Raw genomic sequence first — 21,556 nt, forward strand, 5'->3', positions numbered from 1 at the left:
GATGCCTGACGCAACCGCCCGCCCGCTCCAACCGTTTGCCTGCCAGTACATACTGAACCTTCGGGAAGAAATCGGTCCTCGGAAACGTTTTTACCGAACAGTGCTCAAAACCCGGTGTTCGACACCGGGTGCCGATGAGCAAAGACCCTCCGGCGCTGGCTCGACGCAACACCGTGCAGACGCCGAGGAGACAGAACATGCCCGTCAAGGCCTATATCAACCGGATCGCGACAGCGGCACCGGAGCACGAGGTTCATGAATTCTACCTGCGTTTCGCGGCCTCCATGCTCGCGGCCGATCGCCGGAGGATCTTCGAACGCATGGCCGATCTTGCCGGCATCGAGCACCGCTATTCCTGCTTTGCGCCGGCGTCCGACCCCGAGGGACCGTCCGCCGACCTGGCCGGAACCTTCATCCGGGGCGCGTTTCCCGGAACGGCGGCGAGAATGGCGATGTTCGACGATGCCGCACCTGTTCTGGCGCAAAAGGGCATCGACGGATTGCAGCTTGGCGACGACGCTTCCCGCATCACCCATCTGATCGTCACCACCTGCACCGGCTTTTCGGCGCCGGGCATCGATCTCGAGCTGGTTGCGCGTTGCGGGCTGCCGAACGGGATCGAACGCACGATGATCGGGTTCATGGGTTGCTATGCGGCGATCAACGGCCTCAAGCTGGCCCGCCACATCGTCCGCTCCGACCCGCAGTCCAAGGTCCTGCTGGTCAATATCGAGCTCTGCACGATGCATCTGCGACAGACCACCGAACTGGAAAAACTGCTGTCGTTCTGCCTTTGGGGCGACGGCTGCGCGGCTGCGCTCATCACTGCCGAGCCGGCCGGCATCGAGCTCGATAGCTTTCACTGTCTGGTGGCGAGGGAACGGCGGGACCTGATGCGCTGGAACATTCGCGACCACGGCTTCGAAATGGTTCTTTCCGGCCAGGTGCCGGCAGCGATTCATGAAGCGTTGCGGAACAGCCAGGCCGCCATCCTCGGAGGCCGATCGGCGAAAGACATCGACCTTTGGGCCGTGCATCCGGGTGGACGTTCGGTGCTCGACGCCGTCGAAAGGGCCCTGGAACTGGAGCCCACCGCGCTGGAACCATCGCGCGAGGTGTTGCGCCAGTATGGGAACATGTCGTCGGCGACCGTCATGTTCGTGATGAAGGAGATGCTGAAGGCGCCACCCGGCCTGCTCGGTTGCGGCATGTCGTTCGGACCCGGGCTGACGGCCGAAACCATGCTCTTTCGAACGGTGTCATGAGCGGCCTGGAGCACCGGCAGCTTGCGCCGGAAATCCTCGACGGACTTGCGGCCGACGATCCGCGAGCGCTGGCCGCGCGCCGCGACCTTCGGCGCATCAATATGCTGATGTTTCAGGCGCCGATCATGACGTCGTTGCTCAGGAGGTTCGTGCCAACGCCGCCACGCCGCATCCTGGAGATCGGCGCCGGCGATGGCTCCTTCATGCTGGCGGTGGCGCGGCGCGTGGCCAGGCATTGGCCCGGGGTCGAACTGGTGATGCTCGACCGCGTCGGCCTCCTCACCGCGCAATTGCGCGGCGATTTTGACCGGCTGGGATGGAGGGCGGAAGGCGTCACCGCCGATGTCTTCGACTGGGCAGGAAAGATCGAGAGTGCGCGTTTCGACGCCGTCACCGTCAATCTGTTCCTGCATCACCTCGATGATGCACAGCTCGTGCGTCTGTTTTCGCTGATCGGGCCGAAAGCCCCGTTGCTCATTGCGACAGAGCCGCTGCGGGCGAAACTGCCGCTGGCCGCGACCCGTCTTCTGCCGGCAATCGGCGCCAACGACGTCACACGAAACGACGCGGCGCAAAGCGTGCGTGCCGGCTTTCGCGGCAGCGAGCTTTCCGGTCTCTGGCTTGCGGCCAACGGCAAACCGGTCGAGGAACGGCGCGCCGGCCTGTTTTCCCACATTTTCGTCGGCGCCAGCGCCGGCAACGACCCATGACGCGATTGTCGACCCATGACGCGATCATCATAGGCGCCGGCCCGGCGGGCACATCCGTCGCGCTCGCGCTGGCCCGGCGCGGATGGGCCGTGGCAATTGTGGAAAAGACCGCATTTCCGCGCCGCAAGGTCTGCGGCGAATACATCTCGGCAAGCAATCTTGCGCTTCTCGACCGGCTCGAGATCGGCGATGCCTGGCGTGCCAATGCCGGCCCCGAAATCCGCCGCGTCGGTTTGTTTTCCGGGGAGACCTGTGTCGAGGCGGCAATGCCACGTGCAGGAGCTGGGCCTCGTGGGAAAGACAGCTTCGGCCGGGCGCTCGGCCGGGACATTCTCGACTCTCTGCTTTTGCAAGCGGCGCGATCGGCGGGTGTCGAAATCTTTCAACCTTGCCGCGCCGTCGCCATCGAGCCGGACGGTGAGATGCGAAGGGTGCGAATTCAGGCCGGGGATGAAGCGGCGATATTGCGAGCGCCGGTGATTGTCGCCGCACACGGCTCGTGGGAACCGGGACCATTGCCCAGCCAGCTCGCAAAGGCCAATCGCCCGTCGGACCTGCTCGGCTTCAAGGCGCATTTCACCGGGTCGTCCCTGCCGCCGGATTTGATGCCTCTGCTGGCCTTCCCCGGCGGCTATGGCGGCATGGTTTCGGCGGATCATGGCCGGTTGTCGATCTCGTGCTGCATCCGGCGCGATATGCTCGCGCGGCTGCGTAAACAATATGGCCCCAAACAACGGAGCCACGTGTCGGCCGCCGATGCGGTCTCGCGCCATCTCGTGGACTCGTGCCGAGGCGTCAGGAACGCCTTGGAACCGGCTCTCCTCGACGGTCCGTGGCTTGCCGCAGGTCCGATCCGGCCGGGAATTCGCTCGTGCTACGAAGAGGACATCTTCCGCGTCGGCAATGCAGCCGGAGAGTCTCATCCTGTCATCGCCGAGGGCATCTCGATGGCGCTTCAGTCCGGCTGGCTGCTGGCTTGCGAACTCGCATGCGCGCCAAGTGGCCGAGCAGGGCGCGAGGCTGCCGCCAGACGCTACGAGGCGGCCTGGAAAAGACTGTTTTCGACACGGGTCTACGCCGCCGCGGCCGTTGCCGGAATTGCCCTTCGCCCCGGCAGCGCCACCTTGATGGCGGCGATCGTCCGGAATTTCCCGCAGACACTGACGCTGGGCGCGCAACTGAGCGGCAAGACCAAGCCGGTTCCCGGCTTCGTCTAGGCGACATAGCGGTCCCATGAGCCGTAGTGCTCCTTGCTTCGGCGCCCCCGAGGCAGGCTGAGGCCGATCACAACTAGCCCTGCAACGGCATTGTTCAATGTCGAACCTCTGGTCGCGCCGTCGAGCAGCCAGGGCGCTGCGATCAGCCATAACCCGAACGGCAGGTTGAGGAAACGCAACGGCCGTGCCACCTCGGCCATGGCGCAGACCGCGATCGTGATGATCATGGCGCCCGAGAGGTGATCGCTGTTTGCAATGGCGCCGGCCGTGCCGAAGACCAGCCGCGAGATCATCAGCCAACCGCCGACGATACAGCATGCGACCAGCGTCCATGGAAACGTGACACCGCGAATGGCTGCGGCGGACTGTGCGGCAAGCGCGGCGGAAAAGCCGGGATCGTTCTTGTCCGCCTCGCCGTTCGGCTCCGGCCCGCCTTGGAAAAAGGTGCGCCAGAACGGACGGTCTGCCCGCACGCTGCGCAGCATGTACTGGCCCATGGCGACCACCTCGTCCAGCGTCAGCGGGATCATGACCAGCATGGCCGCCGCCGCGATGAGGCACAGTGTGCAATAGGTGCCGATCATGATCGGCTGGATGATGATGAAGAAGATCGAGACGCCGCCGAGCGGCACCACCAGGATGAAGAAGAAGGTCACCATCCAGGGCATGGTGCGCCAGCGGGTCGCCGTGCCCATCGCGCCCATCAGGGTTTCGATCATATAGGCCACGGCGCCAAGCCCGGCATCAGCGACTGGCCAGGCTCGAGAAACGTCGGATGTGATGATGAATTCCGTGCCGTTCCTGCCGTCTCCGCCGGGGAAGAACGGCTCCCAGACAGCACCCACATGGCCGAGCTGGTAGGCAGTGAGATAGCGGGCGATAAGGAAACCGAAGAAACCGAGCGCGATGATCGGCAGGCGCTGCAGCCAGGATGACGGCGAGTAGGTCCAGCCGGGCGGAACGGTGCTCTCGTCCATCATCCCTTCGTGGCTCATGCCCGGCATCATCGGGACGAGCACCGAGAAAGTGATGGCCAGCGCGCCGACGATCGTGTCGTTCATGGTGGCGGCGGCGCTCGGCGTCCAGAAGAACAGCGGCGCGAACAGCAGCCATAGGCCGGCGATCGTCGTGCCCCATTGCGCCCAGGAAAAACGCGGCGACAGTGCGAGCCCGCCAAACAGCATCAGCAGCAAGCCCGAGACAATGTCGCTCCAGCCGGTGAGCGCGTTGCGCAGCACCGGTTCCCACAGTCCACGCTCTTGCGTGACGTCACGCACAGTGCCAGCCGCCGCCGGATCGAACAGCGCGAACTGAAGCGGGCTGGTGAGGAGCCACACGCCAAGCGTGATGACCAGGAAATGAGCCCAGAGCATCTGCTTGCCCATCCCCGCCATCTCGGCCATGTGTCCGGGTTTCATCTTGTCGTGTTTGGCCTCGAACGCCTTGTCTTTCTCTCGCGCTTTTGTTCCGCTGCCGGCCACCTTGGCGGCGTTGAGCTTGTTGGCCCGATACCAGCCGGCGGGATCTGCCTTGAGCGCGTCCACGATCCGCGGCAACGTCTCGCGCAGGGAATGCCGGGGCTGCCAGCCGAGGACATTGCGGGCACGGCTGATATCGATCGCGTAGTGGTCGTCGGCGATATCGACCATCCAGGGACGAACGAATGATTCTTCGCCCAGCACGTCCTGTTGGACCCAGGCACCCGCCTTGGCGAGCGCCTTCGGCACCTCCCGTGTCTCCCAGTTCTCGCCACGGATCAACCGACCAATCTCGGCTTGAAGTTCGCCGTAGCCCATGACCTCAGGCTCGCCGAGAAGCAGCGCCAGCTCCGTGGGAAGTTTCTTGCGCCGATCTATAAGGCGCGCCACCGCCTCGATGAGGTCTTCCAGATGCAGGAACGACTGCCCGGTGCGCAGGTCACCCGGATATACATGCCCGGTCGGATCCTCTTCGTAGATACGCGCAATCTGATTGGCGAGGAATGCGTTACGGCCAAGATCATCATAGACGCCGGCCGGCCTGGCATAGACGACAGGGATCGCCCCGTGCTGCTCATGGATCAGGCGCTCGGTCTCGATCTTCGAGGTGCGGTAGGGTAGGTTCGATTCGAGCGGCCAATCCTCATCGATGATGTCGCCTGGTCGGCCAGCCTTGTGCGCCAGCATCGAACTCATGAAGACAAACTGCTCGACCTCAAATTGTTTCAGGGCGCGCAGGAGCTTCTCGGTGCCGCCAACCGTAATCTTTTCGTAGAGCGGGTTCCGTTCGCCTGTGAGATCGAAATAGGCCGCAAGATGGATCACCGAGGCGAGGCGGGCGCCATAGGCCGTCCGCACGCGCGCCAAGCCGGCTGCCACGGCGTCCTCCGATGTCAGGTCGATGCAGACGCACTCCGCGGCCGGCGGCGGCTGACGCGTCGCCGCCCGGTCGAGGCCGACGAGAGCAAACCGGTCGGCGAAGCTGTTGACCAGAGCCGAGCCGATGAAGCCGGTGCTACCGGTAACAATAACCGTGTCTTTGCGCTTCGCCATCCAGACCTCATAGCCGGCGATTTGCCACTCCTGAGAGGGCCGAAGGCGACAGACGTTAAGAGCCGAAGGGCCGGACCAGTTCCGACGCCGACCCGATGACGCTGCTGCTTCCGGTGACGCCTACAACTTTCCGTCCTTTTTGCTCTTTTGACCCCGACTGCCTATGCCGTCAGGTTCGCAAATATTTGACCAGCGCCGCGATCGCGAGCACGAGGGTGACAAGCACCAGGACCCAAATGAGCGCCATGCCGCCCATCATCCACATTGAACCGTCCATCATCATTACAATCATCCCTCCCGCCGCCGCTGCCACCGGCGATTGCGAGGGGAACTAGTTCGCCATGTACGCCCGTCAAGGCGAACTCGATCAGCCCACGAAGGCGGTGGCTTGCCGGTCAATCAGGGCATGTTCAATGCTATCGACGAACGAGTTCATAGTAGGCTTCGGCCAAAACATGCTGGCCGTGCGGTAACTCGGGAACGGCAGGGCTTTGATCCAGTGCCTCCAGCGCTCGCAGCAAATGCTCCGCGACATCTGATCTGCCTTGCCGATATGCCTCTCTGAACAGGGCCAGTAGCTGCCTTTCGAAATTCATGGTTCGGTCCGCCATTGGACGATCTCCGGAAGTTGGCAATGAGCCTAACCGTTCCAGCCACCGGAAGGTCAAGCGCTCCTTTCAAGAAGCTAGAACAGGTTGAGAGCGCTTGTTGAACCGCATCCGAGGCGTCGCCCGGCTCTACTCTCCACCGCCGCAGCCGTCGGAGAGATCCCAGACGTCGACGACCTGCTTGCCGGTGAAACCGTGCTCGCGGATCAGGAACTTCGCCAGCCCGCCATACACTTTCCAGCGCCAGCATTGACAGCAGCATGGGCCTTTCTCGTTGGAATTGGCCATCGCGTAGTCGTAGGCCTGCTGCTCATCGCCGGAGAGCTTCACATCGTAGTAAGGAATCAATTTTTGGGCGATGCCAGCCGGAATGTCGTATGGATCGACGGGTATCATGGCGATATCGCGATACTTGGTCAGCCCATTCAACTGCTCGATGTAGCGCTTCATTTCCATCGGGCTGCAACATGAGCCCTTGATCCGCGACGTGCTTGGCATGGTTGCGATCGACTCCGTGAATTTGGCCGAACACGTGCTGTTGCCATTTTCGCTGAGGTCTTTGAAGCGACCCGCCATACCGGGGTCCTCCGCAGCGATTGCCAAATCCGGTTCGTTGACAAAGCCGGCAACCATCGCGGCGCCGAAAACACCGCCGAAAACAACCATTCGTCTGTTTGGGGACATTGTCCGGACCATGACTAATTCCTTTCCCGGTCTTCAGCCGATGCGCGTGAATATTGGAAACTGTTCGAGCAGCCAGAACGAGAATGTCGACATCCGTCCGGTGACCATGGCGAGCCCCATGACGACCATGATACCCCCGGCGGCGAACTGCAACATCGAGCCGGTCCGGCGCATCGCCTTCAGCCGCCGCGCCAGACTGTCGGTGAACAGAGCGGCAAGCAAGAAGGGAAGGCCGAGGCCGAGCGAATAGACGGCGAGCAGCGTCACGCCTTCGGCGACGGTGGCCGACGCGGCGCCGACGGTCAGGATGGCGCCGAGGATCGGGCCTATGCACGGGGTCCAGCCGAAGGCGAAGGCGAGGCCGAGAACATAGGCCGACGTCGCCTTGCCACCGGGCATATCGGCATGAAATCTCGCTTCGCGCATCATCCAGGATGGGCGAAGCAGACCGGTGAGGAACAGGCCGAACAGGATGACGATCGCACCGCCGGCAAGGTTGAGCTCGATGCGGTGGCGGAGCAGCAATCGGCCGAGCGCCGTGGCGCTGGCGCCTAGCACGATGAAGACGGTCGAGAACCCGAGCACGAAACAGAGGCTCAAAGCGGCCGCCGACAGGCGCGCCGACCCGCCCATCGGCGTCCTGCCGGCGACATACGACACATAGCCCGGCACCAGCGGCAGCACGCAGGGAGAGAGAAACGAGACGATGCCGGCCACGAAGGCGGTCAGCACGCCGATGTTGGAGAGTTCGGGCATCGATCAATTGTTCCCGCTTGCCGGCGTCACTTCTTCAGGGCCCTTGCCTGCCCGATCAATTTCTTCATCGAAGCAAGATCGGTCGCGCCTTGAAAAATCTGGTCGCCGACGACGAAAGTCGGCGTTCCGGCGATTTTCAGCGCCTGAGCCAGTTTCGCATTTTGGTCAATCGCCGCTTGGATGTCCGGATGCTGCATATCGGTCTTCAAGCGAGGGACGTCGAGGCCGACCTCGGCCGCGATCCTGAGAACGATCGTCTCGTTCACCCGGCTCTTGGCGTCATACAGGGCCTTGTGGAACTCCGCATATTTGCCCTGCATCTGAGCCGCGAGCGCTGCCTTGGCCGCAAATACGGAATCAGGGCCGAGGATGGGGAATTCCTTGTAGACGATGCGCAACTGCGGGTCGTTGGCCGCGGCTTGCGCCATGATCGGCGCCACTTGGCGGCAATAAGGGCAATTATAGTCGAAGAATTCGGCCATGGTGACGTTGCCTTGCGCATTGCCGCCGACGGGGCTTTGCTTGTCGCGGAAAATGTCGTCCGCGCGCGACGCCAGAACCGCCTTTACCTGGGCCGCCTCGGCCTCGCGCTGGCGCTGATCCAGGCTTTGCAGCGCCTGCACCAGGACTTCGGGATGGGCGAGGATATAGTCGTGGATGCGCTGGTCGATTTGGTCCTGGGACATTCCGCCAGCCGCCATCGCCGATCGCCCGGCGCCCTGAAGGCCCGGATTTAGCAGGAACCATCCGGTCACGGCGGTAAGCAGCAGGGCGCGGACAAGCCAGCTCCCATATCGGTTTGCCTGTTTTACGCTGATCGTCATATGCATCTCTCCTTGTTCTCCGTCGAGGCGCCCGGTCGGCATGCCGCCGGCGAAATTGCGCGTCAAAAGAAGTTCTTCAATTTTGCCAGCCAGCCTTCGTCCGGCTCCCCACCCGTTTCCTGTTCATGGTGCGGACGCTCGACGCCGTTGGTGAGCGCGTTGACGAAGGTGACAAGATTGACCGGCGCGAAATCCAGGCCGTGAAAATTGGCGCGCCACCGGCCTTCCTTGTCGATGACATGAGTGACGATGCCGTGCGCCTGAATGCCGTCATCTGTCTTGCTGAATCTGTGGCCGAAGGCTTCCGCCAGCTTGCGGGTCGCGTCCTCCGGCTGATCGGGTGTCGTGGTCAGGAACAACCAATTGACCGGATCGAGCCCGTGCGCCGGCCCGTAGCTGCGCAGCACGTCCGGCGTGTCCCGCGTCGGGTCAGTGGTGATAGTCACGAAGGTGACCTGGTCCTTCATCGGCGTGGCGTTCACCATCGCCTGGATCTCGGCGATCTTCTCGGCGTGGAGCGGGCATACGTCCGTGCACGACGTGTAGACGAAGTGGAGGACGACGACCTTGCCATGCAATTCGGTCGGCCGCACGATACGCCCCTCAGCGGTGCGCAGGGTGAAATCGGGTATCGGCTTATCAATCGGCTGGAAATACTTCTCGTCGCCCTTGAGCATGGCGTCGACTTCATCGAGCGAATGCGCCTGCGCGCCGTGAAAAAGGCCGAGGATCAGCGCCGCCAGTGCGATCAGGCCGCACAGCAAGCGCGTGCCCAAAGTCGGCGAGAGCGCTTGCCGCTCGTTTTGGGTCTGGATAGGCATCAACCGCTGCCTTTCGTGGTTCCTTCCCCATCCGCTTTTGGGGCAGCGTTTTCCGTTTGGCAGGTGCGGCCTGTCATCCGGTTCATGCACAGGCCGAGCGCGCACATGGCCACGCAAGGCAGGACGCTGAGCAGCAGTGGCGCAATGCCCGCGGCGACCAGCCATGTCCAGTTGAAGGCGAGGCCGGCGACGGCAATGACCATGCCGGCAGCGATTAGTCCGCGCCGGTCACCGAGATAGTGGCGGATGGCGTGAAGAATGCTGCGGCCGAGCGAAGCCTGCGAGGTTTCGGGCGATTCTGTTGTGGTCATGTCTTTTCCTTTCTCAGTTGGCCCCGAAATGGCTGCGGATGAACGCCATCATTTCGGGTGAATCCCATTCGGCTGGGCCGATCAGCCGGCCGATTTCCTTGCCCTCGCGGTCGATCAGCAATGTCATGGGAAGGCCGAGGGCGCCGAGCGTGAACATCGCCTTGCCCGTTGTGTCGATGTTGAGGGCGAGATGCTCGACGCCGATCTCGGCGAAGAACTTTTTCACGATGTCCGGACCGCCGCGATCCATCGACAGCGCGATGACCTCGAAATCCGGTCCGCCGAGCTTGGCTTGCAACCGGTCGAGCGTCGGCATTTCCTTGCGGCAGGGAGCGCACCATGTCGCCCAGATGTTGAGCAGCAGGACCTTGCCGTGGAAATCCGCAAGCGTTTTCGGTTGACCGTCGGCGTCCTCAAAGCTGATTTCCGGCACGGGGACGGGAGCCTCATGAATGGCGAAGTCCTGCGGCGGCTCGACGGCCGATGCGGGCTGCGCCACCGCGAGCAAGGCGCCGAAGAGTGCGAGAGCGAGCATCTTCACGGTTGCCGCTCCTTCGCCTCGGCCCTCAGGCGCTCGACGAGCGGCATGATCGTTTTCTCAAGGGCCTCTTCCGTCACCGCGCCAATGTGCTTGTAGACAATGCGGCCGTCGGCACTCACGACAAAGGTTTCCGGTATGCCGTAGACCCCCCAATCGATGGAGACGCGGCCGTTCAGATCCGCGCCGGTACGCGTATAAGGATCGCCCATCGTGTCGAGCCATTGTGCGGCGTCATCGGGCCTGTCCTTGTAGTTGAGCCCATGCAGCGGTACCGTCTTGCTCGCCGCCAGTTGTATGAACACAGGATGTTCCTCGCGGCAGGCCAAGCACCAGGATGCGAAGACGTTGACCAGCGAAACGTCGCCCCGCAGGTCACCGCTCGACAAACCAAACGTGCGGCCCTGGACCGGCGGCAGGCTGAATTGGGGCACCGGCTTGCCGATCAGCACCGATGGAATGTCGGACGCATTGCGCGTGAGCCCCCAGGCGAGCAACACGGCCAGCCCGACGAAAATCATCACGGGCAGGACGACCAGTAATCGTCGAAGCAAGGCGCGCCGAATGGCTGCCGGTCCCGCATCGGATTGAACGTCACCGCTGGTCATGATGCACCCGGCCGATTGTGGTCCGACGACCCGTCAGCACGTATCTTGCGAGTGCTGCGACGGCGAGCACCAGAACCAGCAGCACGAGGAAACCGGCAACGGACAGGAAGGTCATCGCAAGCCAGGTTCTGGCCGGACAATCGGAAATGTCGGTCAACATCGCGGTGCCTTTCACTCCGTCGCGTAGACGGTCGGCGCCTTGCCGTCCTTGGTGAAAGCATAGATCGTCCAGGTCCCGTCTTTCTCGCCGCCCATGCCGGGCGCGCCCGTCGGCATGCCGGCCAGCGTGATGCCTGTGATTGCTGGCCTTTCGGTCAAAAGCTTCTTGACGATCTCGACCGGCACTAGGCCGTCGACGACATAGCCGTCGACCATCAGCGTATGGCAGCCTTGCAGGTCGGCCGGCACGCCGGCATCGCCGCTAATCTGCGAGAGGTTGTTGACCGGCTTGATCTCGACCTTGAAGCCATTGTGCTCCAAATAGTTAGCATAGGATTCACAGCAGCTGCATTGCGGGTTCTTGTACATCACCGCTTCGATCGTCGCGGCGACGGCCGGAAGGGGCATGGCGATCGCCACGGCGAAGGCCGCAAGCGAGTAGGTCAGTTTCATGGCAGTCTCCTCGGGTTCCAGAAATTCATCGCCGGCCGTCACTGCGTCGCGTAGACGGTCGGCGCCTTGCCGTCCTTGGTGAAGGCGTAGATCTTCCAGGTCTCGGTCTTCTCGCCGCCCATTCCCGGCGAGCCCATCGGCATGCCGGCCATGGCGATGCCGGTGATTTGGGGCCGTTCCGTCAGCATCTTCTTGACCAAGTCGACCGGCACGAAGCCGTCGACCACGTAGTCGCCGATCACCACCGAATGGCAGCCTTGCAATTGCGCGGGAACGCCGAGCCCAGCGCTTATCTGGCTGAGGTCGTTGGTCGGCTTGAGCTCGACCTTGAAGCCGTTCTGTTCGAGATAGGCGGCGTAGGTCTCGCAGCAGCTGCAGCTCGGGTTCTTGTACATCACCGCCTGGATCGTTGCGGCGAATGCAGGCATCGGCATTGCGATTGCGACCGCGAGAGCGGCGATTGAGTAGGGCAGTTTCATTTGCAGTTCTCCTTGGGTGATTGGGTGGCGAAAAAATCAGGTCACGCGGAAGACGGTCATCAGACCCGCCATCTGGTGGTCGGCGACATGGCAGTGCAGCATCCAGTCCCCGGGATTGTCGGCGACGAAGGCGCATTCGATCACATCCTTGGGGGCGAGCAGCACCGTGTCCTGCCATTGGCGGTGCCGCACCGGCGAACCGTTGCGCGAGATGACCGACAGGCTGAAGCCGTGGACATGCATCGGGTGCCACCAGGCGGTTTCGTTGCGCATGGTGAGATGGCAGGTCACACCGCGTTTCAGCGTGAACTGCGGCGCCATGCCGGCATGGCCGTCGCCGGTCATCGACATGCCGTTGATCGCCCAGGCCGCACCGCCGTTCATGCCCATCATCCCCATGCCCATCATGCCGCCGACGCCCTTGAGCTTGCCGCCGCCCATCATGCCGCCCTGCAGCACGATTTCCTGGCGCTCGGCGCCAGCGAGGTCGGGCTGGGGCAGAGGGTTGCGCGGCAGGCCGGCTGGCGTGCCGAGCGGATGGGTTCTCAGCGGCGGCGCTGCGTCATAGGCGAGTGTGGTCAGGGTGTAGGCAAGGCCGTCGTAGAAATCGTCGATCACCGCGTGGCGGCTGCCGGGGTGGCCCTGCATGTCGAGCACGATGTCGATGCGCATGGCGGGCGCCAGCACCAGGCGACCACCCTCCGGTTCATGCGGATCGCAGGGCTGGCCGTCGATGGCGACGACCACCGGACGGTGGCCTTCGAAGCGCAGCGCCATCATGCGGGCAAGCGAGGCATTGGCGAGCCGCAGCCTGACGCGCTCGCCGGCCTTCACGCTCCGATCGCCTGGCCCCGTGCCGTTGACGGTGACGACATTGCCGACGCGGCCCGACATCGACGCATCCATGGCACTGCCGAAGCCGCCGGCGATCTGCCCATCGGCCGCAAGCCGCCAGTCCTGCAGCAGCCAGACAAAGTCGCGGTCGACGGCGACCGGCTCGGCCTCCTCGACGATAAGGGGGCCGGCAAGGCCTCGGCCGAGCTGGACCAGGCTGTCGGCGTGCGGATGGTACCAGAAGGTGCCGGCGTCCGGCGGTGTGAACTCATAGACGAAACTTTGCCCCGGCCCGATCGGCTTCTGGGTCAGGCCCGGCACGCCGTCCATTGCGTTTGCCAGGCGAATGCCGTGCCAGTGGACGGTCGTATCCTCGTCGAGACCGTTCTCGACAGTGATGCGGACCGGCTGGCCTTGCCGCAGGCGCAGCGTCGGGCCGGGAATTGTGCCGTCATAGGCCCATACCGTGGTTTGCGGGCCACCTGTGTCGATTAACCGGGCATGGGCCGGCGTGACCTTGATACGGCGCTCATCAACTGCGGCTGCCCGCGCCGGGCGCATCGACGTCGAGACGGCGACGCCCGCCGCCGCAAGCAGGAACCCGCGGCGCGACAGGAAAAGACTGGAATTGCTATTCACCCTTACGTTCCTTGCGATCTCGATCGACGGCGAGCGTCGACTGATTGCTTGTCCGCGCCCGTCGCGCATCAACGCGAGCGGGCGACCGGACGCCGGACATCAGCCGTGGGACGGCTGAAACGGCGTCAGACGAGAGCGCTGGGTCTGGGAGGGTATGGGTCGGGCAGGGAACTTCGTCCGTGCAGGAACGGCACCGGCAGCGGCGATATTTGCGACGGCAGCGGGGTTGCCGTCATCTCGAGCTTCTGCGGCAGCAACGCAAGCGCCGGGGCAATGCAGGTCGGCGGGCAGTATATCCCCTTGCCGTCATCGCCGGCACCCTTGAGGCATCCCTTGCAGTCACCCTTCATGGCGGCATCGGCCATCTTGTCCATGCCGGGCCCCGCGGGCATGCTCATGCCATCGCCGGCAGCCATGCCGGCCGTCATCGTTGCCGACATGATGCTGGCCTGTGCACCGGACAGGCTGAGCCCCACGGTCAGGAAGACCGCGAGCAGCGTGACAAGCATATGTTTTGGCGACAGCCGAGCCAACATCTGCTCAGGCTGACCGCAAAGTACGGTTTTTGCAAGTGCCAATGCTGTGACATAGCGACCAAGGGGAGCCAATCAGTGCCGGGCATGCTCGCATTTATCGTGATCCGCCAGCACCTCGATGACACGGCATTCGCAGACTTTTCCGTGCCGGCAGCCTTCGACCATATGCTCCAGCTCGGCTTTCAATGCTGTAAGGCTGCGTATCCGCTGAACCACGTCGGCCAGACGCGCCTGGGCAATGGCGTCGGCGGTCGCACAAGGCTGGCTGGGATTATCCTGCAGCGTCAGCAGCGCCCTGATGGCTTCGATCCCGAACCCCAACTCGCGCGCGTGCCTGATGAAGGCGAGCCGGCGCAAGTCTGCCGCTTCATACTGCCGGCGATTGGCTTCGCTGCGGGCAGGGGCAGGAAGCAACTCGATCTGCTCATAGTAGCGGATGGTTGGAACCTTCACGCCGCTGTGTCGGGCCGCTTCACCGATGGTCATACCTGTTGACATTTCGCTTGCTCCTCTAGTCGCTAGAGGATGTAGCGTCGCGCTCGAAGATACAAGAGGTTCACCATGGCTGCAGCCAAACAACAGACCCGCTACCGCGTGGAAGGCATGGATTGCGCCGGTTGCGCCAGCAAAATCGATACGGCCGTGCGGCGGATGCCTGGTGTTCAGGACATCAACGTATCCGTTTCGGCGGGCACTCTGACGGTCACTCATACTCCCGAAAGCAATCTCGGCGCGATCGAGAGGAAGGTCACCGGCCTCGGCTACGCCGTCGCTCCGCTGACCTCCAAGTTTGGGACGCCGGCATCCGATCAATCCGCCGACAACCATGCCGACGGAAGGCGCAATCACGACGAGAACGTAGCGGGGTTACATGATAACGATGATGCGCCGGCGTCGGAGCTATGGTGGGACAGCGCCAAGGGCCGCCTGGCCATCGCCAGCGGAGTCGCCTTGGCCGTGGCTTTCGCGATTGATTACGCCTGGCCCGCGACCGGCCCGTGGGCCTTCATCGCCGCAATGCTGCTCGGCCTGGCTCCGATCGCGCGCCGAGCGGCTGGCCGCAGCCGCAGGCATTCCGTTCACAATCGAAATGCTGATGACTGTGGCGGCGGCCGGGGCCGTCATCATCGGTGCCGGCGAGGAAGCGGCGACGGTGGTCTTCTTGTTCCTGATCGGCGAGTTGCTCGAAGGGGTTGCGGCCGGCAAGGCACGGTCCAGTATTCAAGCGCTCACGACCCTCGTTCCCAAAACCGCGTTCGTCGAGAAAGACGGCCAGACCCGCGAGGTGCCGGCCGAAAGCCTGGCTGTGGGCGCCATCATCCTCGTGCGGCCGGGCGACCGGATTCCGGCTGACGGCGAGATCACCGAAGGCGGGAGCGCCATCGATGAATCACCCGTCTCCGGTGAAAGCGTGCCGGTGCGCAAGGACGTCGGCGACACGGTCTTTGCCGGCACTATCAACGGCGACGGCGTGCTGCGCGTCAAGGTGACGGCGACCGCCGCAGACAACACGATTGCACGCGTGATCAAGCTGGTCGAGGAGGCGCAGGAAAACAAGGCGCCGACCGAGCGCTTCATCGATCGCTTTTCGCGCTGGTACATGCCCGGCGTTGTCGCCGTCGCGGCGCTTGTGGCCGCCACACCGCCGCTGCTCTTGGGCGGCGATTGGAACGAATGGATATACAAGGGGCTGGCGCTGCTGCTCATCGGCTGCCCGTGCGCGCTGGTCATTTCAGTTCCGGCGGCGATCGCGGCGTCGCTTTCGGCCGGAGCCCGGCGCGGCCTGCTGATGAAAGGTGGGGCGGTGCTGGAAGGGCTCGCGACCATCAACGCCGTGGCGCTCGACAAGACCGGCACGCTGACGCTCGGCAAGCCACAGGTCACCGATGTCGTTGCGGTGGGTGCCAGTGAACGCGACATCCTTTCACTCGCGGCAGCGCTTGAGATCGGCTCGAGCCATCCCCTCGCTTTGGCCATCCTCCAAAGGGCCAAAGCCGGCAACGTTCCCGTGCCGCCTGCCGCCGAAGCCAAAGCGATCGGCGGTAAAGGGGTTATCGGTCATGTCGGCGGCAAGAACCTGTTTCTGGGCTCGCCAGTCGCGGCGGGCGAGATAAACCTGCTGCCAGCAGACCAGGCGGCACGCATCGTGGCATTGAACGATGAAGGCAAGTCAGTGGCGGTGCTGCTTGTAGACAACACGCTGGCCGGCTTCATTGCCATGCGCGACGAACCCCGGCCGGATGCTTTCGCCGGTCTAAAGGCGCTGACCAATGCAGGCATCAGGACAGTCATGCTAACCGGCGACAATAAGCGCACGGCGGCTGCCATCGGCAAACAGCTCGGCATCGAGGTGCGCGCCGAACTGCTCCCTGAGGACAAGCAGCGCGTCCTCGGCGAGTTGAAGGGGCAGGGGCTTAGGGTAGCCAAGGTCGGCGACGGCATCAACGATGCGCCGGCACTTGCCGCGGCCGATGTCGGCATTGCCATGGGCGGCGGCACCGATGTGGCTCTTGAAACGGCTGACGCAGCGGTGCTGCATGGACGCGTCGGCGACGTTGCGGCCATGATCAGGCTGTCCCAAGCAACCATGGCCAACATCAAGCAGAACGTCACCATTGCGTTGGGCCTGAAGGCAGTGTTCCTGGTGACGACGATCGCCGGCATCACCGGCCTCTGGCCCGCCATTCTCGCGGACACCGGGGCGACGGTGTTGGTGACGGCCAATGCCATGCGGCTGTTGCGTTGGAAGAGCAGCTGGTAAGAGCGACAACGGCATCGTGTTAGGACAGACCATGCAGCAAGCCATTGCGTCGGACGGCCTTCGCCGGGTGGTGCTTGTCGTCGCACTGCTGAACCTGGGTTATTTCGGCATTGAATTCGCTGTCGCACTGGCGATCGGCTCGGTGTCGCTGTTCGCCGACAGCGTCGATTTTCTGGAAGATGCCTCGGTCAATCTCCTCATACTGCTCGCCATGGGATGGTCGCTGCGTGCCCGCTCGCGGGTCGGCATGGCGCTGGCGCTTATCCTGCTGGTGCCGGGCCTGGCGACGCTGTGGACCGCGTGGGAAAAGTTCAACATGCCGGTGCCGCCGCAGCCAACGGCGCTGACGCTGGCGGGATTAGGCGCTCTGGCGGTCAATCTGTCGTGCGCCTACATGCTGGCGCGCTACCGCCATCACAGCGGCAGTCTTACCAGGGCGGCATTCCTCTCGGCCCGCAACGATGCGGTCGCCAATATTGCGATCATACTGGCCGGATTGGTGACGGCCTTCCTGTGGCGCTCGGCGTGGCCGGATTTGATCGTCGGCCTGGGAATCGCGGCACTGAATGCAGATGCGGCGCGCGAGGTCTGGGAGGCAGCTCGGGAAGAGCACCGGGCCGTTTCGTGAACTCCAAAACGCTCAGCGCGCTGCCGCATTGCCAATCCGCCAATGCAGGCCCCTATACCGGCCAGCAGTCAGCCAGAAACTTGCGCGATCTATAATCGCACCCTTTCAAAGCGGTCGGAGGGAGAACCGCCCATAAGTAAAAATCGGGAGGAAAAACCATGAGCAGCATGAGCCTCACCACACTTGGACGAAGTCGACCGGGTCGAAGCGGTGAAACGATTAACCGCTCAAGGCCACGCACGTCATCAAAAGGCCCGCGTCTCCGAAGCGGACGCGGGCCGATTTCGTCGGTATACGCTAGGCAGGTATCAAGACGGCGATGCGGTGGATGCCGACCACCTTGCTGGTGTTGGCTGCCGCGTCGGTCTTGCCCTTGGAGCAGGTATATACGTCACCTTCCTTGAGCTTGAATTCCTTGTCCGCCTTCTTGATCGTGAATTCACCGGCAGCAATGGTGCAGACCATGTCGTTGTCCATCACCATTTGAGGGGCGGCTGCTCCGGGCTGAAAGACTATATCGACAATTGAGATGCTCTTGTAGGCGGGGATATCGGAATTGCCCGTGCCGACCTCGACCAATCTGACGCCGGGTGCAATCTCCTTGCCTTCCTTCGGGCCGTATTTCTTCACCTTTGCCGCCGCCGCCAGCGTGAACAAAGGCGTTACCGCTGCCGCCGTCACGCCGAGAGCAATCGCGGACCTGCGATTCATGGTTTTCATCGCGTCCTCCCATTTAATGTTTGGCCACGCACCAATGCGCATGACTACAATACATTAGCACACATGCAGATAATTGCAGCACGGCGTTTCGGAGCTTACGGAAGCGAACCGCCTCCCGGTCGAATGCGACCGAACAGCAAACAATTCCATGCTATGCTGGCGAGCCATCAAACGGGCGACGGGGGATAGCAATGTTGGAAACGGACAAGGTATTCGCTGGCTCAATTCCGGAAAACTACGACCGCTATATGGTGCCGTTGATTTTCGAGCCGTTCGCCGCAGATCTTGCGCGACGAGCAGCGTCATTGTCGCCAAGCGCCGTTTTGGAAACCGCCGCGGGCACCGGGGTTGTCACCCGCGCATTGGCGCCAAAACTGTCGCCCGGTGCAAGCTATGTCGTAACCGACCTCAACCAGCCGATGCTCGACTACGCCGCTTCGCGGCAAGCTCCCGACGATCGCATCAAATGGCGTCAGGCTGATGCTCTGGCGCTACCGTTCGAAAATGCGGCCTTCGATCTCGTTTGTTGTCAGTTCGGTGCGATGTTCTTTCCCAACCGCTCATCCGCCTATCGCGAAGCCCGGCGAGTCCTGAAGCCCGGAGGACATTTTCTATTCAGCGTATGGGATCGCATCGAAGAGAATGTATTTGCGGACGATGTGACCAATGCCCTGGCGAGGATTTTTCCGAACGATCCGCCGCGCTTTCTGGCACGCACGCCGCATGGCTACCACGATACGGCACTGATCCGTTGCGAGCTGGAGGACGCAGGTTTTTCCGGTGTGGTGATCGAGACGAGAGCCGAACAAAGCCGTGCCTCCTCGCCGCGCCTTCCGGCCGTTGCTTATTGCCAGGGCACTCTCCTTCGCAATGAAATCGAGGCCAGAGAGGCGGGAAAGCTGGACGCTGCAACCGACTACGCCGCAGCCGCGATTGCAGACAGGCATGGCAGCGGCGAGGTTGCTGCCAAAATCCAGGCTCACATAATCATGGCTGTGGTCTGAACGGTTCATCGTTTCACGGAAACGCTCTGTCTTTTGTTTCGACGCAATTCCGGACGGAAAACCGTTTCGCACTTTCCTGAAATTGCTCGAGGTGTTGGATATCCCGTTCCAGCACCTGCGACGTTCAGCTGCCATGCAGCACACGTCTTGCCGCTATTCCGATTTCCCAGACGATGATCGTTCATTCGCCCAAGTGGCAGGTCGACAAGTGGCAGGTTGACGATCGCCGGGGCTTGATGGCGGCGGCGGCCGGCCGCGCGATTCTGGTCGGCCCGGCTTCACTTTCGCAGCCATGGCCGACTCCGCCCAGCAAGGTCTAGTCATTTCGCTTTCTTGACTCGGCCGACAAAAACGGGCAGCAAAGTCATCATTGGAGGGCAGTTTTGCCAACTATGCAGGTTTTGGAGGGCGTTTTTCGGTGTGACCGTCGCCCAATCGGCGGTCGGTAGAGGGATTGGTTAACCAACTTTGTCCATCTTTTGAATCAATCGGCAACAGACGCAAAGCGTGCTGGGGGCACCAGGCGAACTGTGAATGTCACGGCTGCGAAATCCGCTAGCCGGCATCGGCCGATTGAGAGTGGTTGAATGGCGTTTGTAAGTGCGAAAACCCGGGGTGACAGTCCTGCAACTGGATTGACTTCGATGAGGCCCGGCCTGCGCTGGGTCGCGGTTCCGGCCGTCGGCGCAGCCATTGCTTTATGGTCGGTGGCGACCTTGGCCGGCCTTTATTCGATGGGAACCTCGCTCACCGCCGCTTCCAACGGTCTCCCGCAAAGCCTGCTCGCGCCGCGCACCATCGCGCTCGCCGATCCTCGCCGCAGCCTTGCAAAGGCGCAGGCCCCGACATGGGCCGCGGCCAACGCGGCGCTGTCGGCCAAGCTGCTGCAGCACGGGTGCGATGCCAACTGCCTGCGGTCGGCGTCGAACTTCGTCCACCAGGGAAAATCGGCCCGCCTCAAGCGCAACGCCGTGCCGCTTGTCGCCGATGCGTCGCGGCAATCGAGCTTCGACGACGTGGTCGCCAAGGCCGCGCTGTCGCCGCAAAAGCTTGCCGCCGCCTTTGCCCGTGCCGGCTCACCCGTCATGCTCGCAAGCCTGCCGGCCGACGCCCGGTTCGCCGAGCCGGTACGCATACCCGACCCGAACGGCCCGGCGTCAGTGCGCTTCGGGCTGGCGGTGGCGGAGATCGAACGCTCGTCGCGCCTTGCGCTGGCGCTGGCGAATACATTGCCGGAGCAGATGATCGACGTGCTCCCGGCAGCCATCGCGGCAAGCGAGCCCGCGGCTTCGCAAGAGCCGCAAGAACCTGAGGTCCAGCTAGCCTCGCTGCCGCCGCAAGACGACATGCCCGACAGCATTCCGCTGCCGACGCTGCGTCCGCGGGCGGACATCCATAAGCTGGCCGAGGCGCCGCGGGCTCAAGCGTCAAGAGATCAGGCGCCAAAAGACCAGGCGCCAAAAGCCCAGGCGCCAAAGGCCCAGGCGCAAAAGGATCAGGCATCGAAAACGGAGCCGCCCAAGGCGCAGGCCTCCAGGACCGCCAAGGCGAGCAAGGTGCAGACGGCCGACGCTCCGCCGGTCGAGACGCAACCCGGCAGCCTGTCGCCTCGCAATTCGTCACAAGCGGCAGTGCCGGGTGTGTCGGGCAAGCCGGGCAAACGTTCGAAGACGCAAGGCGGCGACATGCTGGCCTATGCCAAGCCCGACATGCCTTCCGGCGGACTCGGCGGAGCCTTCAGGAACCTGTTCACCACGCCCAACATGGGTACCGGCGTCGCCGTCTACGACATCTCGGCCAAGACCGTCTATATGCCCGACGGCTCGCGGCTGGAGGCACATTCGGGACTGGGCGCGATGGTCGACCAGCCACGCTACGTCCACAAGAAGAATGTCGGTCCGACGCCGCCGGACACCTACAATCTGACGATGCGCGAATCGCGCTTCCACGGTGTCGAGGCGATCCGTCTGACGCCGGCCAGCGGCAGCAACAAATATGGCCGCGACGGCCTGCTCGCCCACACCTACATGCTGCGCGGCGGCCGCGCCGAATCGAATGGCTGCGTCGTCTTCAAGGACTATGCCCGCTTCCTCGCCGCCTACAAGAAGGGCAAGATCAAGCGGCTCGTCGTGGTGCCGCGCCTGTCGAAGCCGCTGACACGCGTCGCCCAAGAGGGGCGAGGGGCTTAGGTCGCTCGCGGCAGCCCTTCATGGCTTCGGCATCCCAGGGCGGAGCGAACGCGAAGCGGAGCGCAGACCCTGGGATCCATGCCGTTACGTCAGCCGAAGAATGCAACGACGCAGATTGAAAGCCGTTCTGTAGCGATCCCTTTCACCTCCTGTCCTTCCCGCATCAGAAAGTCCCGCCCGTTGCAGCGCGGAGAGGTCACGGCATGATGGGGTGGACGGCGCCCGACGGCATCGGATGTGCCAGAATGAGTTCGTTGAGATCTCAAACAAGGGAGCCGTCC

Annotated in this window: 23 protein-coding genes and 1 pseudogene; 8 read left to right on the plus strand and 16 right to left on the minus strand. The window is 63.1% G+C overall.

The features are described 5' to 3' along the window. Positions 1–197: 197 nt before the first annotated feature. From NKH99_RS26840 to NKH99_RS26850, 3 genes are read left to right on the plus strand one after another with little or no spacing between them, the layout of a single operon-like run. On the plus strand, positions 198–1,265 hold the full coding sequence (locus NKH99_RS26840) for a type III polyketide synthase (RefSeq protein ID WP_352542792.1): 1,068 nt from the start codon (positions 198–200) through the stop codon (positions 1,263–1,265). Then, a complete protein-coding gene (locus tag NKH99_RS26845; protein ID WP_352542791.1) occupies positions 1,262–1,975 on the plus strand; it encodes a methyltransferase domain-containing protein in 714 nt (237 codons plus the stop codon). Before NKH99_RS26840 ends, NKH99_RS26845 begins: the two co-directional genes overlap by 4 nt. Then, positions 1,972–3,192, plus strand: a complete 1,221-nt coding sequence (locus NKH99_RS26850; RefSeq protein WP_352822784.1) for an NAD(P)/FAD-dependent oxidoreductase — start codon at positions 1,972–1,974, stop codon at positions 3,190–3,192. Before NKH99_RS26845 ends, NKH99_RS26850 begins: the two co-directional genes overlap by 4 nt. Here NKH99_RS26850 and NKH99_RS26855 read toward each other — a convergent pair. The 15 genes from NKH99_RS26855 to NKH99_RS26925 all read right to left on the minus strand — a co-directional run bounded on the left by NKH99_RS26855 (position 3,189) and on the right by NKH99_RS26925 (position 14,459). Further along, positions 3,189–5,723 carry an NAD-dependent epimerase/dehydratase family protein gene (locus NKH99_RS26855; RefSeq protein ID WP_353016543.1) on the minus strand — a complete coding sequence of 845 codons (2,535 nt, stop codon included), beginning with the start codon at positions 5,721–5,723 and terminating at the stop codon, positions 3,189–3,191. The two genes, NKH99_RS26850 and NKH99_RS26855, sit on opposite strands and share 4 nt — an antisense overlap. Before the next feature lie 416 nt (positions 5,724–6,139). Continuing rightward, positions 6,140–6,334, minus strand: coding sequence for a hypothetical protein (locus NKH99_RS26860; RefSeq protein ID WP_352925725.1), 195 nt, complete (start codon positions 6,332–6,334; stop codon positions 6,140–6,142). Between the two features lie 126 nt (positions 6,335–6,460). Next, the gene (locus NKH99_RS26865) at positions 6,461–6,997 is read right to left on the minus strand and encodes a hypothetical protein (protein ID WP_353016546.1); all 537 of its coding nucleotides are present in this window, start codon (positions 6,995–6,997) and stop codon (positions 6,461–6,463) included. Positions 6,998–7,048: 51 nt separating this feature from the next. After that, positions 7,049–7,771 (minus strand): cytochrome c biogenesis CcdA family protein, encoded by a 723-nt coding sequence (locus NKH99_RS26870; protein ID WP_352703994.1) that lies wholly within the window; start codon positions 7,769–7,771, stop codon positions 7,049–7,051. Positions 7,772–7,797: 26 nt separating this feature from the next. Further along, positions 7,798–8,595, minus strand: coding sequence for a DsbA family protein (locus NKH99_RS26875; RefSeq protein WP_352903191.1), 798 nt, complete (start codon positions 8,593–8,595; stop codon positions 7,798–7,800). A 62-nt stretch (positions 8,596–8,657) separates the two neighbouring features. Continuing rightward, positions 8,658–9,416: an SCO family protein gene (locus tag NKH99_RS26880; protein WP_352744064.1), complete on the minus strand. Its 759-nt coding sequence runs from the start codon at positions 9,414–9,416 to the stop codon at positions 8,658–8,660. Beyond that, complete coding sequence (locus tag NKH99_RS26885) at positions 9,416–9,727, minus strand: hypothetical protein (RefSeq protein WP_352925731.1); 312 nt, start codon at positions 9,725–9,727, stop codon at positions 9,416–9,418. Before NKH99_RS26885 ends, NKH99_RS26880 begins: the two co-directional genes overlap by 1 nt. A gap of 13 nt (positions 9,728–9,740) precedes the next feature. Then, positions 9,741–10,262 carry a TlpA disulfide reductase family protein gene (locus NKH99_RS26890; protein WP_353016577.1) on the minus strand — a complete coding sequence of 174 codons (522 nt, stop codon included), beginning with the start codon at positions 10,260–10,262 and terminating at the stop codon, positions 9,741–9,743. A gap of 2 nt (positions 10,263–10,264) precedes the next feature. After that, positions 10,265–10,873 carry a DsbE family thiol:disulfide interchange protein gene (locus NKH99_RS26895; protein ID WP_352703988.1) on the minus strand — a complete coding sequence of 203 codons (609 nt, stop codon included), beginning with the start codon at positions 10,871–10,873 and terminating at the stop codon, positions 10,265–10,267. Continuing rightward, on the minus strand, positions 10,860–10,988 hold the full coding sequence (locus NKH99_RS26900) for a hypothetical protein (RefSeq protein ID WP_353016550.1): 129 nt from the start codon (positions 10,986–10,988) through the stop codon (positions 10,860–10,862). Before NKH99_RS26900 ends, NKH99_RS26895 begins: the two co-directional genes overlap by 14 nt. A gap of 56 nt (positions 10,989–11,044) precedes the next feature. Then, positions 11,045–11,485: a DUF411 domain-containing protein gene (locus NKH99_RS26905; protein ID WP_352473266.1), complete on the minus strand. Its 441-nt coding sequence runs from the start codon at positions 11,483–11,485 to the stop codon at positions 11,045–11,047. A 38-nt stretch (positions 11,486–11,523) separates the two neighbouring features. Then, positions 11,524–11,964 (minus strand): DUF411 domain-containing protein, encoded by a 441-nt coding sequence (locus NKH99_RS26910; protein WP_352703986.1) that lies wholly within the window; start codon positions 11,962–11,964, stop codon positions 11,524–11,526. A 36-nt stretch (positions 11,965–12,000) separates the two neighbouring features. After that, positions 12,001–13,437: a multicopper oxidase family protein gene (locus NKH99_RS26915; RefSeq protein WP_353016553.1), complete on the minus strand. Its 1,437-nt coding sequence runs from the start codon at positions 13,435–13,437 to the stop codon at positions 12,001–12,003. 125 nt (positions 13,438–13,562) lie between these two features. After that, positions 13,563–13,973, minus strand: coding sequence for a hypothetical protein (locus NKH99_RS26920; RefSeq protein WP_353016556.1), 411 nt, complete (start codon positions 13,971–13,973; stop codon positions 13,563–13,565). Between the two features lie 72 nt (positions 13,974–14,045). Continuing rightward, the gene (locus NKH99_RS26925; protein WP_352679130.1) at positions 14,046–14,459 is read right to left on the minus strand and encodes a MerR family transcriptional regulator; all 414 of its coding nucleotides are present in this window, start codon (positions 14,457–14,459) and stop codon (positions 14,046–14,048) included. A 75-nt stretch (positions 14,460–14,534) separates the two neighbouring features. Here NKH99_RS26925 and NKH99_RS26930 point away from each other — a divergent pair. After that, a pseudogene (locus tag NKH99_RS26930) lies at positions 14,535–16,734 on the plus strand (heavy metal translocating P-type ATPase). A gap of 31 nt (positions 16,735–16,765) precedes the next feature. Continuing rightward, entirely contained in the window at positions 16,766–17,362 is a 597-nt protein-coding gene (locus tag NKH99_RS26935; protein ID WP_352452320.1) for a cation efflux transmembrane domain-containing protein, read from the plus strand. A gap of 297 nt (positions 17,363–17,659) precedes the next feature. Here the strand turns inward: NKH99_RS26935 and NKH99_RS26940 are convergent, their stop codons facing one another. Then, a complete protein-coding gene (locus tag NKH99_RS26940) occupies positions 17,660–18,082 on the minus strand; it encodes a hypothetical protein (protein ID WP_352817350.1) in 423 nt (140 codons plus the stop codon). 191 nt (positions 18,083–18,273) lie between these two features. Here NKH99_RS26940 and NKH99_RS26945 point away from each other — a divergent pair, with 191 nt between their 5' ends. From NKH99_RS26945 to NKH99_RS26955, 3 genes are all read left to right on the plus strand, one after another. Next, complete coding sequence (locus tag NKH99_RS26945; RefSeq protein WP_353016562.1) at positions 18,274–19,086, plus strand: class I SAM-dependent methyltransferase; 813 nt, start codon at positions 18,274–18,276, stop codon at positions 19,084–19,086. Between the two features lie 173 nt (positions 19,087–19,259). Next, on the plus strand, positions 19,260–19,406 hold the full coding sequence (locus NKH99_RS26950; protein WP_353016565.1) for a hypothetical protein: 147 nt from the start codon (positions 19,260–19,262) through the stop codon (positions 19,404–19,406). 324 nt (positions 19,407–19,730) lie between these two features. After that, complete coding sequence (locus NKH99_RS26955) at positions 19,731–21,275, plus strand: DUF2778 domain-containing protein (protein WP_353016568.1); 1,545 nt, start codon at positions 19,731–19,733, stop codon at positions 21,273–21,275. The last annotated feature ends 281 nt before the right edge of the window (positions 21,276–21,556 follow it).

The organism is Mesorhizobium sp. M0854 (assembly GCF_040319815.1).
Lineage (GTDB): Bacteria > Pseudomonadota > Alphaproteobacteria > Rhizobiales > Rhizobiaceae > Mesorhizobium.

Excerpts from the sequence above, each read along its gene's own strand:
- NKH99_RS26900 (WP_353016550.1), bottom strand. The coding sequence starts at position 10,988 with ATGACCTTCCTGTCCGTTGCCGGTTTCCTCGTGCTGCTGGTTCTGGTG.
- NKH99_RS26840 (WP_352542792.1), top strand. The coding sequence starts at position 198 with ATGCCCGTCAAGGCCTATATCAACCGGATCGCGACAGCGGCACCGGAG.
- NKH99_RS26870 (WP_352703994.1), bottom strand. The coding sequence starts at position 7,771 with ATGCCCGAACTCTCCAACATCGGCGTGCTGACCGCCTTCGTGGCCGGC.
- NKH99_RS26925 (WP_352679130.1), bottom strand. The coding sequence starts at position 14,459 with ATGACCATCGGTGAAGCGGCCCGACACAGCGGCGTGAAGGTTCCAACC.
- NKH99_RS26880 (WP_352744064.1), bottom strand. The coding sequence starts at position 9,416 with ATGCCTATCCAGACCCAAAACGAGCGGCAAGCGCTCTCGCCGACTTTG.
- NKH99_RS26955 (WP_353016568.1), top strand. The coding sequence starts at position 19,731 with ATGAGGCCCGGCCTGCGCTGGGTCGCGGTTCCGGCCGTCGGCGCAGCC.
- NKH99_RS26920 (WP_353016556.1), bottom strand. The coding sequence starts at position 13,973 with ATGTTGGCTCGGCTGTCGCCAAAACATATGCTTGTCACGCTGCTCGCG.
- NKH99_RS26850 (WP_352822784.1), top strand. The coding sequence starts at position 1,972 with ATGACGCGATTGTCGACCCATGACGCGATCATCATAGGCGCCGGCCCG.
- NKH99_RS26865 (WP_353016546.1), bottom strand. The coding sequence starts at position 6,997 with ATGGTTGTTTTCGGCGGTGTTTTCGGCGCCGCGATGGTTGCCGGCTTT.
- NKH99_RS26855 (WP_353016543.1), bottom strand. The coding sequence starts at position 5,723 with ATGGCGAAGCGCAAAGACACGGTTATTGTTACCGGTAGCACCGGCTTC.
- NKH99_RS26860 (WP_352925725.1), bottom strand. The coding sequence starts at position 6,334 with ATGGCGGACCGAACCATGAATTTCGAAAGGCAGCTACTGGCCCTGTTC.
- NKH99_RS26905 (WP_352473266.1), bottom strand. The coding sequence starts at position 11,485 with ATGAAACTGACCTACTCGCTTGCGGCCTTCGCCGTGGCGATCGCCATG.
- NKH99_RS26940 (WP_352817350.1), bottom strand. The coding sequence starts at position 18,082 with ATGAAAACCATGAATCGCAGGTCCGCGATTGCTCTCGGCGTGACGGCG.
- NKH99_RS26950 (WP_353016565.1), top strand. The coding sequence starts at position 19,260 with ATGATCGTTCATTCGCCCAAGTGGCAGGTCGACAAGTGGCAGGTTGAC.
- NKH99_RS26875 (WP_352903191.1), bottom strand. The coding sequence starts at position 8,595 with ATGACGATCAGCGTAAAACAGGCAAACCGATATGGGAGCTGGCTTGTC.
- NKH99_RS26910 (WP_352703986.1), bottom strand. The coding sequence starts at position 11,964 with ATGAAACTGCCCTACTCAATCGCCGCTCTCGCGGTCGCAATCGCAATG.
- NKH99_RS26845 (WP_352542791.1), top strand. The coding sequence starts at position 1,262 with ATGAGCGGCCTGGAGCACCGGCAGCTTGCGCCGGAAATCCTCGACGGA.
- NKH99_RS26945 (WP_353016562.1), top strand. The coding sequence starts at position 18,274 with ATGTTGGAAACGGACAAGGTATTCGCTGGCTCAATTCCGGAAAACTAC.
- NKH99_RS26935 (WP_352452320.1), top strand. The coding sequence starts at position 16,766 with ATGCAGCAAGCCATTGCGTCGGACGGCCTTCGCCGGGTGGTGCTTGTC.
- NKH99_RS26885 (WP_352925731.1), bottom strand. The coding sequence starts at position 9,727 with ATGACCACAACAGAATCGCCCGAAACCTCGCAGGCTTCGCTCGGCCGC.
- NKH99_RS26895 (WP_352703988.1), bottom strand. The coding sequence starts at position 10,873 with ATGACCAGCGGTGACGTTCAATCCGATGCGGGACCGGCAGCCATTCGG.
- NKH99_RS26890 (WP_353016577.1), bottom strand. The coding sequence starts at position 10,262 with ATGCTCGCTCTCGCACTCTTCGGCGCCTTGCTCGCGGTGGCGCAGCCC.